Source organism: Nostoc sp. PCC 9305 (assembly GCF_963920915.1).
GTDB lineage: Bacteria > Cyanobacteriota > Cyanobacteriia > Cyanobacteriales > Nostocaceae > Nostoc.
On the sequence record NZ_CAWUDN010000056.1, the window covers coordinates 38891 to 51812 of the forward strand.

Genomic DNA, 12922 nt, shown 5'->3' on the forward strand with positions numbered 1-12922 from the left:
ACTCCTGGCTTCAGAATCTGCTGTGTGAAAAATTATTGACACAACTTTAGTATTTTAGAGGAGATTTATGACAAGTAAGCCGGAACGCGTGGTACTGATTGGAGTAGCCGGAGACTCTGGTTGCGGTAAATCTACGTTTTTGCGTCGTTTGATAGATTTGTTTGGTGAAGATTTAATGACAGTCATCTGCTTGGATGACTATCACTCCTTGGATCGCAAACAGCGCAAAGAAACGGGGATAACGGCGCTAGACCCCAGGGCGAACAATTTTGACCTGATGTATGAGCAAATAAAAGCGCTCAAAAGTGGTCAAGCGATTGATAAGCCGATTTACAACCACGAAACCGGCTTGATCGATCCGCCAGAGCGGATAGAGCCGAATCACATTATAGTTGTTGAAGGGCTGCATCCTTTATATGATGAGCGGGTGCGATCGCTAATCGACTTCAGTGTTTATTTTGACATTAGCGATGAGGTCAAAATTGCCTGGAAAATCCAGCGAGATATGGCTGAACGCGGTCATCGCTACGAAGATGTGTTAGCACAAATCAATTCCCGCAAACCTGACTTTGAAAAATTTATCGAACCACAAAGAGAATTTGCTGATGTGGTTCTCCAGGTATTGCCCACAAACTTGATCAAAAACGACACCGAACGTAGAGTCTTACGGGTACGTATGCTCCAGCGGGAAGGTAAGGAAGGCTTCGATCCAACTTACCTATTTGATGAAGGGTCAACAATTAATTGGACTCCCTGTGGACGCAAGCTGACCTGTTCTTATCCTGGTATGCAACTGTACTACGGTTCAGATGTTTACTACGGCCGCTATGTCTCAGTACTAGAGGTTGATGGTCAATTTGACAACTTGGAAGAAGTCATTTATATCGAAACCCATCTCAGCAATACATCCACCAAATATCAGGGTGAATTGACTCACTTGTTACTCCAGCACCGCGAGTATCCAGGTTCCAATAATGGAACTGGTTTCTTCCAAGTTCTTACAGGTTTGAAGATGCGTGCTGCTTATGAGCGGTTGACAGCTACGGAAGCAAAGTTAGCGATTCAGGTTTAAAGCAGCAGTGTTTGTGTCAAAGCTTATGGGGACGCTTCCGGGTGCCCCCTTTTTTTTGTGTTATTAAATACATTTTAGCTGCAAAATAATTAGCATACATTTATCTTACTTACGGATATTTACCTTATAGTTAGTGGTTTTTATCAATATCAAGAAGATACTAACGACTGAAGTATAAATATTGTTATGATTTCAGAAATTAGTAGTTGAACTAAATACCTACATTTAGTCAACGAAAAAACTCTCGATGGAGGAATTTCCTTTGTCTCGTCGATATCTATTTACCTCTGAGTCAGTCACCGAAGGTCATCCAGATAAAATCTGCGATCAGATTTCTGATACTATTCTGGATGCCCTATTGACACAAGACCCTAGCAGTCGTGTCGCCGCTGAAGTCGTAGTTAATACTGGTTTGGTGCTAATCACTGGTGAAATAACCACCAAAGCTAACGTAAATTTCGTCAATCTCGCCCGAAAAAAAATTGCCGAAATTGGTTATACCAATGCTGACAATGGCTTTTCTGCTAACAGCACCAGCGTTCTGCTAGCTATAGACGAACAATCACCAGATATTGCCCAAGGCGTTAACACCGCCCAAGAAACCCGCCAGCAAGATAGTGATGAGCTATTCGATAAAATTGGTGCGGGCGATCAAGGTATAATGTTTGGTTTTGCCAGCAACGAAACACCAGAACTGATGCCCTTACCCATCAGTCTCGCCCACCGCATTGCTCGCCGATTGGCAGCAGTCCGTAAAACAGGTGAACTGTCATACCTGCGTCCTGACGGTAAAACCCAAGTAACTGTAGTCTACGAAGATGGACGCCCCGTAGGTATTGATACGATTCTAATTTCCACCCAGCATACAGCCAGTATTGGGGAAATTACGGATGAAGCGGCGGTACAAGCCAAAATTAAACAAGACCTCTGGTCAGCAGTGGTCGAACCTGTTTTTGGCGACATTGACGTTAAACCTAATGAGGAAACACGTTTTTTAGTCAACCCCACTGGCAAATTTGTCGTTGGTGGCCCTCAAGGAGACTCTGGTCTGACAGGACGGAAAATAATCGTTGATACCTATGGTGGCTATTCACGACATGGTGGCGGCGCTTTTTCTGGCAAAGACCCCACGAAAGTAGACCGTTCTGCTGCTTATGCGGCTCGCTATGTAGCTAAAAATATTGTCGCCGCTGGGTTGGCAGAAAAAGTTGAAATCCAGCTATCTTATGCTATTGGTGTAGCACGACCAACAAGTATCCTCGTAGATACCTTTGGTACTGGCAAAGTGGATGAAGAAACCTTACTGGAATTAATCAACAAACACTTTGAACTACGTCCAGCAGGGATTATCCATACCTTCAACTTACGGAACTTACCAAGTGAACGAGGCGGACGTTTTTATCAGGACGTCGCGGCTTACGGTCATTTTGGGCGGGCTGATTTGGACTTGCCTTGGGAACAGACCGATAAAGCCGAATTGTTGAAGCAAGCAGCGAATGAGTCACTTTCGGCAGTGGTTGCTCAGGCACTGACTTAGACTTATAGGCTACTACAAAAACTTAGTTTATCTACGTGAGGGTATTGGCAACTTAACAAGTTAGCAATACCCTCATTTTTTGCTAGCCACCTTCAGATCCAAAAGTAAAACTACTACTTTGTCAAGCTAAACACCCCGACAGCAGATTCATCTGTTGCAAAGATTTTTGTCAATGGTGTTACGGGCTGGTGATGGCTTTTGGTTGCAAAGATACAGATTGCCCATTAACTGACAATGCCGTAGCTTCTAAAATCTGTCCGTAACGATTGCGAGTGCCGAATCCTTTGGCTTGAATTGTGTTTCCGATGTTCGCCATACTGGCTAGCTGTTCGCCTACATGGGGCGGGAATTTGACAATTGTGCCATTAGAGATAATAACGCCGTTAATTTCTCCTCGATGTCCCACCAACCAATTCTGAGCAGTTCCCTCCGCAGATAAGGTACTGTAGTTGTTTAAGTTGGGGGGTTGGGGCGCGGTTGTGGGAGGTTGTTCGACTAAAGTCTGTCCAGTTTGAGAATTGGTGATTTTTTTGGCTCTCACTTCCTGTCCAAAGCGAGTAGAAAAGCCGGGATTGCCAAAAATGCTCACTTTCGTGTTTGGGGTAATTATTCCCACTAAACTGTCCGCCATCTGGGGAGGAAATTTCACCTGTAGCCCATTATTGAGTAATAGCCCATCCACTTTACCTTCAGGGTTGAGAAGATACTGTTTTACCTCTCCAGTGAAAGTGGTTCCCGCTGTGGGGGGTAATTCTGGTGGGATCCGCCGTTGTAGAGGCGGGAGACGGAGAACAAGGACTAAAGATGATTCAACAAGATATCACATCTCGTCCTGACTTAGTATTTCTGGATTTGAAAATGCCCAAAACTCAGGGTAATGCTGTTTTAAAAGCTTTAGGTAGTAAGACTCTATTTGAACTGCCAGTCATTGTGATGACAGCTTATGGTACAAGTCGTACAGCCATTGAAGCTATGCAATTGGGAGCCTATGATTACTTAACTAAACCCTTCGATTTAGAAGATTTAGTTAACTTGGCGCAAAAAGCTTTAGCTCATTCCCAAGCATCAGCCGAGCAAATTGGTGAAGCAAATATCCAAAATCTCGGACAGCCAGAAGAACTGTTGGGGCGATCGCCTAAAATGGCAGAAGTTTTTAAACTCATTGGTAGACTTGCCCAAGGAAACACCACAGTTTTGATTGTCGGCGAATCAGGTACGGGCAAAGAGTTAGTCGCTTCCACACTGCATAATGCTAGCCCTCGCAGTCGCGGCCCTTTAGTAAAAGTGAACTGTGCAGCCCTCCCAGAACATTTATTAGAAGCAGAATTATTTGGTCACGAAAAAGGAGCTTTCACTGGAGCTAATCACTTGCGAATTGGTCGTTTTGAACAAGCCAATGGCGGCACAATTTTTCTGGATGAAGTCGGAGAATTGAGCCAGATAATTCAAGGGAAATTGTTGCGAGTATTACAAGATAAATCCTTCGAGCGTTTGGGTAGTAACCAAACCAAAACTGTAGATGTCCGCATTTTAGCTGCCACCAATCGGAACTTAGAGCAATTAGTTCGCCTCAATCAGTTTCGAGAAGACCTATACTATCGCTTTAACGTAGTACGAATTGAACTGCCACCTTTGCGCGATCGCCCCGAAGATTTAGAACAACTTACCCAACATTTTCTAAGTTCTATTGCTCTAAGAAACGGAATTAAAAATTTAGCAATCACCTCAACCGCCCTAGAAAAACTCAGAGATTACGCTTGGCCAGGAAATGTACGAGAACTGCAAAATACTTTAGAGAGAGCAGCAGTTTTTTCTGGAGGAAGAACCATTCTTCCAGAACATCTCATATTTAATCAAGAACATCAGATGAATTTGAACTTAGAACAAGCGATCGCTCAGTTAGAAATAAACTTTATTCGCCATGCTTTAGCACTTTATCCCCAACAACCCCACAAAGCATTAGGAATTTCCGTCGAAAGCTTTGAGCAAAAAAAGAAACAATGGAATTTATAGCACTTAACCATTTTTCCTACTCTCTGTGTCCTCTGCGCCTCTGCGGTTCGTATCATGAATTCCTTAAACTCAGCATCTACACTAGAAACACACCTAGAAACTCAAACCGTTATTTACCCAACCCTACAGTACTTAGTTCGCTTCTTAGCGTGGGATGGAAAACGAATATTCGATCATCTTCGAGAAGAATGTAAACACAATCCATTTATAGAAAATTCTGATTTCCAAAAAAGCGAAGCACTTTTAGACGATATTCTACCGAATTGCTATAGTCCCATCGCCCAGGAATTAAGTTTAAGCGATCATCTTTTTGGACAAATATCAGCTTTATCAATCCCATCCAGACAACGTGAAGCCTTAAGCTATCTAACTCAGTGGTTGTCCAACTCCGGTTACTTAGAAGAAACTCCAGAAGTTTGGGCAGATGGTAGTATCTGGAGTGCCAAAGAATTAGAAGCTGTTGTACCTATCCTGCAAAGTTTAGATCCACCTGGAATTGGTACGCGCTCCCTACAAGAATGTCTGTTAGTACAACTCAAAACCCAACCTGAAAGTCTAGCTTTTCTACTAGTTCAAAATTATTTAGAAGACATAGCAAATTGTATTGGGAATTCTTCCAATTCAAAGCACAATTGTCAATCAATATTGCAAAAACTGCACCAGAATCATCAATATTTTAATGTTGACATCGAGAAACTCACCGATGCTATTCATGAGATTCAAGAATTAGAACCCCGTCCCGCCAGAAACTTCGGTGGTAGCGATGCTCCCATCGTCACCCCTGATTTAAAAGTTGAGCTAATAGCTGGAAGTTGGCAAATTTCTTTAGCCTATGAAGTCAAACAACGTTTTTGTCTGAATTCCGAAGCCATTAAGCTTTTCCAGGAATCACCAAAATCAAGGCGAGATACCCAACAACTAGAAGCATTATTACAAAAAGCTAGAAATTTACTCACAGCTTTGCAACAATGGCAAGAAAATCTGCTTAAAGTTGGGAAATTTTTAGTTGAGCGACAGCAAGCTTTTTTGCAGAGTCGGGATAAATTAGACTTAGTGTCTACCCCTCAGCAATTAGTAGCTCAATCGGTAGGACTTAGTAACTCTACAGTCAGTCGGATTGTGCGGGGACGGTATATATTAGTTTGTAACCAAAACAGTCAGATAATTCCGTTGCATTCACTATGTGTTCCTGTAGGAGTAGGCGGACGTACTCCTCAACAAATCCAAGAGATGCTAATACAGTTAATTGCAGAAGAATCACCCGCCAATCCTTATACTGATGAACAATTAGCCCAGCTTTTGAAAATCCGATTTTGTCTCCCAATCACTCGCAGAACAGTCACAAAATACCGTAAAATTGCTGGGATAAAGTCATCACATCACCGCAAGTTGACTGATAAAAAGATGGGAAGCAAGAGCAGGAAGCAAGGAAGTCTCTTGAAATATCAAAGTTGAGCCTTTTAGCCTGAACGTTGAGCCTTTGAACCTGAACGTTGCGCCTTTTAGCCTCGAAGTTGCACCTTTGAGCCTCGAAGTTGCACCTTTGAGCCTCGAAGTTGCACCTTTGAACCTGAACGTTGAGCCTTTGAGCCTGAACGTTGAGCCTTTGAACCTGAACGTTGAGCCTTTTAGCCTCGAAGTTGCACCTTTGAGCTTGAACGTTGCGGCTTTGAGCTTGAACCTTGCGGCTTTGAGCCTGAAATTTTAAGTTTGATTGTTGACGAATGACTAATGACTAAGGCAATACGCTTGGGTTAAGGAAAGAGACGGCGATTTATCGCGTCTTTGCAATTAGCGGCGTGTTATCAAAAAACCTTATCCGAACCGTATTGGAAGGAGAGAGTTTTTTCGCCGGTTTTTTGAGTATTTTTTTATTTGGAAGTCCCTAAATCCAAAAATAAGCCAGGATAAGAGTCACGACAGTTAACGGTAGACCAAAACGCAGATGTTCCCAGAATGACAATTGATAACCAAGTTTTGTAACAGCCTCAGCAACAATTAAATTGGCAACTGAACCTAACAAAGTTAGATTACCTGCTAAGGTAGATCCTGCTGCTAATAGTAACCAGGTTTTAGTGTCTGGATGGGGAATTAAATGTTGTAGTAATAATACGGCTGGAACATTAGAAACTAAATTTGAAAGCAGAGCAGTAATTCCTAATATGTTCAGAGGAGTATAAACTAAACCGCTAAATAAATTCAATATTCCTAATTTTTCTACTCCAGCAGTCACAACAAATAGCCCAGAAAACATCACCAGTAAATCCCAATCTACTTTATTTAAAACTCGTTGCGGTTTGATTCGCCTAGTAATAAACAGTAAACCAGCAGCTATAAGTGTTGCTTGGGCTGGAGGTATCCCAATTAAAAATGCAATTAATAGTCCTCCTGTTATCAATAGGCTTTTATTCAGCAACGGTTTAAATATGCGGTAACGCACGGGGGTTACACTCGGACAAGATTTAGTAGAACGCACATCAGGATAAAGCCACCACAGTAACCCAATTTGGATTAACAAACTTACTAATGCGATGGGAGTCAATGCTTTCGCAAAATCGAGATAGCTGATACCAGAGAAGGAACCAATCAAAATATTTTGCGGATTACCACTTAAGGTAGCTACTGAACCCAGATTAGTTGCTCCCGCCAAGGCAAGTAAGTAAGGAATCGGATTCAGGTTCAAAGTTTGGGTTAAACCGAGAACCAAAGGAGTCAAAATTAGAGCGATGGTATCGTTTAGAAAAAAAGCCGAGAGAATTCCACTGCCGAAAGTTAAAACAATTAGCAAACCCAAAGGGCTACGAGTAAAGTGTGTAACTGTATCAAGAGTTAGTTGGAAAAAACCAGCGTAAGCTAAATTTGTGCTGATTACCATCATGCCAAACAGGAAAATCAGCGTTTTATAGTCTATCGCTTGCCATGCTTCTTTGAGGTCTAATACCCCAAATGCCATCAGCAAAGATGCACCAACTAAAGCAATACTGGCTCGGTTCATCCGCAAACCGGGGAGATATCCTAAACCCAAACCGATATAAGTCAGCCCAATGATCATGTATCTGAAAACAATCATGATTTCGCTAGATTATTTTGAGGTGATGCCTTTCTATAGCAATCCTAAATGATTCATGAGAAAACACCATATTCGTGGAGCTTTGGAAAGTCAAAAATTTGACAGCTTACTGATAGCTCAAATAAAGCCTTGACTACAGAGAAAGAATGACAGAAAAAATAAAACTCTCGAATTAATCTTTTCGCCTGTAACCAAATATCCTCTACAGGATTTGGTTGTGGTGCATTTGGAGCAAAACGTTCACAAGTTATCAACCACTGTTCAGATTCGAGATGGCTATTTAACGAGTCTAAATAATCTATCTTGGCTCTTTTCGATAAACTCTGTTAGCGATCGCATCCACATTACTACTACCCTTCTTTAGTCGCAAATATTACTAATATTCTTTTTCAGTATTTTCTCACGAATCATTCAGGATTGCTATAGTCGATAAAATCCCCAACTTATCAAACAAGTTGGGGTTCTACGATTTACAATTCTTACAAATAAAATAGGATTGCAATAAATGTTTCTCAAGTTGTAGCTAAAGCTGGTTCTGCCAAAAAATATTTCAGATTTTCTTGCTGGGTAGCAAATTTCAAATATTGAGATGCCATTTCTGGTGTTAGCAATTCAATCATTAATCTATTTTCCACCCAGAACTCAATCACATCAAAGAAAGAATCACGGTTACAGCGCACTATACGCCAACCTTCACGCACACCAATTTTTTCAATTTCTTGCTGACTAATTGGTACAGAGATAGCTGCATGAATATCTGTATAACTGGCAGTAATAGCAGTATGTACAAATACGCATTCTTCATCACCTTCACCAGGTTCTATTTGAGAACCTAAAGGATAAAGTTCAATGGCTGTACCGTATTCATCAAAAGGTATAACCATATAACTTCCTGGGTTAGGAGGAAAGGGAACAGCTTGCGCTTTTAAGATTTCCCCCAGAACTTGAGCAACATGACTAGGGTTTCTAACAGCAATTGAAATATGGTGAATCATAGAATAACCTCAGTTCGATATCTTGTAGATTAGAAAACAATCGGGTAGAACTAGGGGAGGTAAGGGAAAGAAAAAATTCTTAACTTCAGCGTATTGGGTTCTATGCAAAGGGAGCATCCACTTTTGGCGGATCGCCCTCAGACTAGAAGTCTGGGGCTATACAAACTAAACCCGCCTGCGCGGGTTTCAGAGAGTCCGCGTAGGCGGACGAGAGTTTGTGTAGCCGCGATTTCCAATCGCCCGGTGTTTCTTCCAAAAGTGGATGCTCCCTATGCAAATTGAATGCTCATTAGCTTATTGAGGTCGTCCATAATGAGCGCGACCCTTACCATCGGCAGTCTCAAGTACTAAAACTTGCTGTCCATAATCATTCATCTCAATCGACCATTGGTAAGTCTCAGGCTTTGCTGTATTGCGGCTGGAGTAGGTGCGCCCGCTATTGCAGATTTGCCCTTTGGATGTGCTGTCGCTGGGTTGAAAAGTAAGACGTTGAGCCTCAATCTTAACTTTGCCTTTTTCCTCTATGAAGAGATTGGACGCACAGTTGTAGGTGTTGATTTGAATCAGCCTATTTCGCTTGTAGTTTCCATTAGATGCAAGTTGGAATTGGTCGCTAGAGCCATTTGGTGCTGCTGACTGCCCTGTGTAACTGTCTTGGTATTGGATGGACGAGATTCGACCGTACCGCCACTCGCCCTGGAGTTCAGCAGGCACTCCATTATCGTTACCTGCCTGACTCGCGCTTGGGTAAAAAACAAGGCTAGCGGTGAAACCCAAACTCAGGGCAGTAGTAGCGAAAAAGCGGACAGTTTTTGGTATGGAATAGAGTTGCTTGTTGGTTATTGAGTACATCGAATTTTTGTAGAAATAGATTGATTTATCAACGAGAGCGATTTACAACGTGAACTCTGCGTGTAAGGGTACACAAATGTGCGCTCAAATCCACCCAAAGCAAAATTTCATGCAATAAACTGCAATCCATATTTGTTCAAAACAGGCTGTACTTTTTCCATATTTAGCGATGTACTATCTGCTACTTGACTCATTTCTTCATAAAACTTTTTCGCGCCTTTGGGTGAAATTAAAACCAGAAATTTCGCAGTAGCAGAAAGAATCTTAAAGCCGTGTGGTGTATTGTGAGGAATGTTAACGAAAAAGCCTGGTGATGCCAAAATTGTTTCTGTACCAATTTGGATGTCTATTTCACCTTCTAGAATATAAAACGCCTCTTCCCAAGGGTGAGTATGAAGTGGTGGACCATTTTCCTCTGTATCTGTAATTTCATAAATTGTCCACGCTTGATTAGTCTCTTCTCCGGTTACTTTTGTTGTGAACTGTGCACCAATAACTGAAAATTGATTCCCTTCTCCTGATGCAAGAATAGTTGGTTTATGCATGGTTGCACTTTGCATACAAGTTACTCCTTGTTGTGTAATTTAATAAGTGACTTACAAACTTGATTTGATGTTTTTAACATTAGAAATTAATCGGAGAGAACTAGGGGAGAAAAATTGGTAATTGCTATTTTTTCTGTAACTGATTATTAAGACATTGAACTAAGGTTAAAATCTCTAAAAACAATTAGTAGCCTATTGTGGCTAAAGTCGATATTTCCATGCCTAAAGAGTCACTTAACTTCCCCAAAGCAGACATACTGGTGATTGATGACACGCCAGAAAACCTGAATCTCCTATCTGCCATGTTGACGGAACAGGGATATAAAGTTAGGAGTGTAACTAAAGGTTCTACGGGTTTACGGGGAGCAAATGCAGTTCCTCCCGACCTAATTTTGTTGGATGTGAATATGCCTGAGATGAATGGCTATGAAGTCTGCCAACACCTGAAGGCAAACGATCGCACCCGTGAAATTCCGGTAATTTTTATCAGTGCTTTGGGTGATGTGCTAGATAAGGTAAAAGCCTTTACAGTTGGTGGTGTGGACTACATTACTAAGCCTTTCCAGCTAGAAGAGGTTTTAGCAAGAATTGAAAATCACTTGACCATTTGGAAACTGCAACGACAACTCCAAGCCCAAAATGAGCGGTTGCAGCAGGAAATTTCTGAACGCGCCAAAGCAGAAGAGAAGTTTGCTAAAGTTTTTCGCTCTAGTCCCAACCCAATTGCGATCGCTACAGTTTCGGAAGCTCGTTTTATTGATGTCAATCCCAGTTTCTTGAAGATGAGCGGCTACTGTTTAGAGGAAGTAATTGGAGATACTGCTACCGGACTGAATTTAGGTAAAAACACAGCCGCGATCGCTCAAACAATTCAACTTCTGCCGGAAACTGGCTCACTGTACAATCTAGAATTTGAATTTTCTACTAAGTCTGGAGAACTCAAAACCATACTGATATCTCTCGAGTTAATTGACTTAGGTGGAGTGCTATGTGCTTTATTAATTGCCAATGACATTACCGAACGCAAACGCCTAGAAAACGAATTTATCTCTTTAGTCAGCCATGAGTTGCGTACACCTTTAACTTCCACAATGGGAGCATTAGATTTATTGAGTTCAGGACAACTGGGAACTCTAACTGAACAGGGACAAAAAGTCCTCAGCATTGCCACAACTAATACTGAACGCCTGATTCGTTTAGTGAACGATATTCTCGATTTAGAGCGGATGAAATCGGGCAAAATCCTCACCCGAAAAGCGAAGTGCAACGCCGCAGACTTGCTAATTACGGCAACGGAAGCGATGCAAGCAATGGCAGATAAATTACAAGTCAGACTGATTATAAATCCCGTAGCAGTAGAACTTTGGGCAGATCCCGATCGCCTCCTGCAAACCCTCACCAATTTACTGAGCAACGCGATTAAGTTTTCTGAACCAGGTGACACAGTGTGGATAAGCGCCACTCTCTCAGAATCTAGAGGCGTTGAGTCTGAAGAAAATCAGCCTTCATCATCCAACTTCCTTTTAATTACGATCCAAGATGAAGGGCGAGGAATTCCTGAAGATAAATTGCAAATAATCTTCGAGCGTTTTCAGCAGGTAGATGCATCTGACTCCCGCAACAAAGGAGGAACAGGTTTAGGACTTGCTATTTGCCGAGATATCATACAGCAACATAATGGTAAAATCTGGGTTCAGAGCATTTTAGGCAAAGGTAGCACCTTTTATGTACTGTTACCTTTAGTAGACTCTCAATAGCAACCTTTAATTACCCAAATCTCCCCTACTTCTGCCCGATTGCATTCTAGAATAGCTGAAGACTAATCAAGCTAATCAGCATCACATATCATGCGAGAGTGACAATATGAGCAGAAATATCTTGATTGTTGATGATGAAGAGGATGTGCAGGCGATCGCAAAATTGGGATTAGAAATGGGTGCTGGTTGGAACGTATTGACAGCTTGCTCTGGTCGAGAAGCGTTGAATGTAGCTGTCAACTCTAAGCTTGATGTAATTTTACTAGATATGATGATGCCTGATATGGATGGGCGCGCCACTCTGCAACTATTGAAGGCTAACCCCATCACTAAGTCAATTCCAGTAATTTTACTAACTGCCAAAGTCCAGGAGTCCGATCAAGAAAGCTTTACTGACTTAGATGTAGCTGCTGTCTTTGCCAAGCCTTTCCGTCCCTTGAAACTAGCAGCACAAATCAGTGAAGCATTAGGCTGGGGCTGATAATCAAATAGATATTTATTTAGTATCCCATCGATAATCGGGGGTAGCAGAGAAAAATATTTACGATCGGGCCATTCCGAATGCACAGTCTGATATCAATGATATCGCCACGCTAAGTAATGGCATTACTTCTCTCATACCCACCCACTTGGGATATCAGACCATTTACTCTATATATATGTATTGGGCGTTGGATAGCATCTGTTTAGACTGAAGCGCAAAGGAATTGATCTATCAATATATTTAAATATTTAAGCGCTAGGAAAGCGATCGCCCCGACCAACATCCTCCAGCAACCAGCTACGCAACAGAGGATCTAAAACTAGCCTTGGCGGCAAAACAGCAGAATAGCTCACAACTTTAAAATGCTTCCTTAGAGACTTCCAGCAATACTATAGCCTAAACCCCTTAGTTTCCAAGGCTTTGATAATGATGCAGAAGAAGTCCCAAGTTATTTTGGAAAAAATAGTTGACACAATGAAGTGGGTTCGCTATATTGAATAAGTGCCTGAAGCGGAGAGCTTAATAGCGACGCTTACAGGGATACCGAACCTTGAAAATATTATAGTTTGAAAGCGATTATACAGCAAGTGTATTGCG

12 protein-coding genes and 2 pseudogenes are annotated in these 12922 nt (G+C 41.8%); 7 read left to right on the top strand and 7 right to left on the bottom strand.

What is annotated here, in order from left to right; all coding sequences use genetic code 11:
* Positions 1-67 precede the first annotated feature (67 nt).
* Both ACM0OX_RS20695 and metK read left to right on the top strand, forming a co-directional pair.
* A complete protein-coding gene (locus tag ACM0OX_RS20695; RefSeq protein ID WP_292734934.1) occupies positions 68-1072 on the top strand; it encodes a phosphoribulokinase in 1005 nt (334 codons plus the stop codon).
* A 262-nt stretch (positions 1073-1334) separates the two neighbouring features.
* Positions 1335-2609: a methionine adenosyltransferase gene (gene metK, locus ACM0OX_RS20700; protein WP_335200899.1), complete on the top strand. Its 1275-nt coding sequence runs from the start codon at positions 1335-1337 to the stop codon at positions 2607-2609.
* 178 nt (positions 2610-2787) lie between these two features.
* Here metK and ACM0OX_RS20705 read toward each other — a convergent pair whose 3' ends face one another.
* A complete protein-coding gene (locus ACM0OX_RS20705) occupies positions 2788-3291 on the bottom strand; it encodes a hypothetical protein (protein ID WP_414516875.1) in 504 nt (167 codons plus the stop codon).
* Positions 3292-3365: 74 nt separating this feature from the next.
* On the opposite strand from ACM0OX_RS20705, the gene ACM0OX_RS20710 reads away from it, so the two are divergent.
* From ACM0OX_RS20710 to ACM0OX_RS20720, 3 genes are read left to right on the top strand one after another with little or no spacing between them, the layout of a single operon-like run.
* Complete coding sequence (locus ACM0OX_RS20710; RefSeq protein WP_414516876.1) at positions 3366-4622, top strand: sigma-54-dependent transcriptional regulator; 1257 nt, start codon at positions 3366-3368, stop codon at positions 4620-4622.
* A gap of 54 nt (positions 4623-4676) precedes the next feature.
* Entirely contained in the window at positions 4677-6077 is a 1401-nt protein-coding gene (locus ACM0OX_RS20715) for an RNA polymerase subunit sigma-54 (RefSeq protein ID WP_414516877.1), read from the top strand.
* Positions 6078-6102: 25 nt separating this feature from the next.
* A complete protein-coding gene (locus ACM0OX_RS20720; protein ID WP_414516878.1) occupies positions 6103-6330 on the top strand; it encodes a hypothetical protein in 228 nt (75 codons plus the stop codon).
* Between the two features lie 177 nt (positions 6331-6507).
* Here the strand turns inward: ACM0OX_RS20720 and ACM0OX_RS20725 are convergent, their stop codons facing one another.
* From ACM0OX_RS20725 to ACM0OX_RS20745, 5 genes and pseudogenes are all read right to left on the bottom strand, one after another.
* Positions 6508-7692 carry an anion transporter gene (locus ACM0OX_RS20725; protein WP_414516879.1) on the bottom strand — a complete coding sequence of 395 codons (1185 nt, stop codon included), beginning with the start codon at positions 7690-7692 and terminating at the stop codon, positions 6508-6510.
* A gap of 53 nt (positions 7693-7745) precedes the next feature.
* A pseudogene (locus ACM0OX_RS20730) lies at positions 7746-7991 on the bottom strand (IS630 family transposase); the annotation flags it as partial.
* Between the two features lie 213 nt (positions 7992-8204).
* Positions 8205-8687 carry a hypothetical protein gene (locus ACM0OX_RS20735; protein WP_414516880.1) on the bottom strand — a complete coding sequence of 161 codons (483 nt, stop codon included), beginning with the start codon at positions 8685-8687 and terminating at the stop codon, positions 8205-8207.
* Between the two features lie 294 nt (positions 8688-8981).
* Positions 8982-9539 carry a hypothetical protein gene (locus ACM0OX_RS20740; RefSeq protein WP_414516881.1) on the bottom strand — a complete coding sequence of 186 codons (558 nt, stop codon included), beginning with the start codon at positions 9537-9539 and terminating at the stop codon, positions 8982-8984.
* A 107-nt stretch (positions 9540-9646) separates the two neighbouring features.
* The gene (locus ACM0OX_RS20745; protein ID WP_414516882.1) at positions 9647-10099 is read right to left on the bottom strand and encodes a cupin domain-containing protein; all 453 of its coding nucleotides are present in this window, start codon (positions 10097-10099) and stop codon (positions 9647-9649) included.
* 182 nt (positions 10100-10281) lie between these two features.
* Between ACM0OX_RS20745 and ACM0OX_RS20750 the strand changes: the two genes are divergently transcribed.
* Both ACM0OX_RS20750 and ACM0OX_RS20755 read left to right on the top strand, forming a co-directional pair.
* Entirely contained in the window at positions 10282-11841 is a 1560-nt protein-coding gene (locus ACM0OX_RS20750; protein ID WP_414516883.1) for an ATP-binding protein, read from the top strand.
* 106 nt (positions 11842-11947) lie between these two features.
* Positions 11948-12322 carry a response regulator gene (locus tag ACM0OX_RS20755; protein ID WP_414516884.1) on the top strand — a complete coding sequence of 125 codons (375 nt, stop codon included), beginning with the start codon at positions 11948-11950 and terminating at the stop codon, positions 12320-12322.
* 266 nt (positions 12323-12588) lie between these two features.
* On the opposite strand, the pseudogene ACM0OX_RS20760 reads toward ACM0OX_RS20755, so the two are convergent.
* Positions 12589-12678: pseudogene (locus ACM0OX_RS20760) on the bottom strand (nicotinate-nucleotide diphosphorylase (carboxylating)); the annotation flags it as partial.
* Positions 12679-12922: the final 244 nt, after the last annotated feature.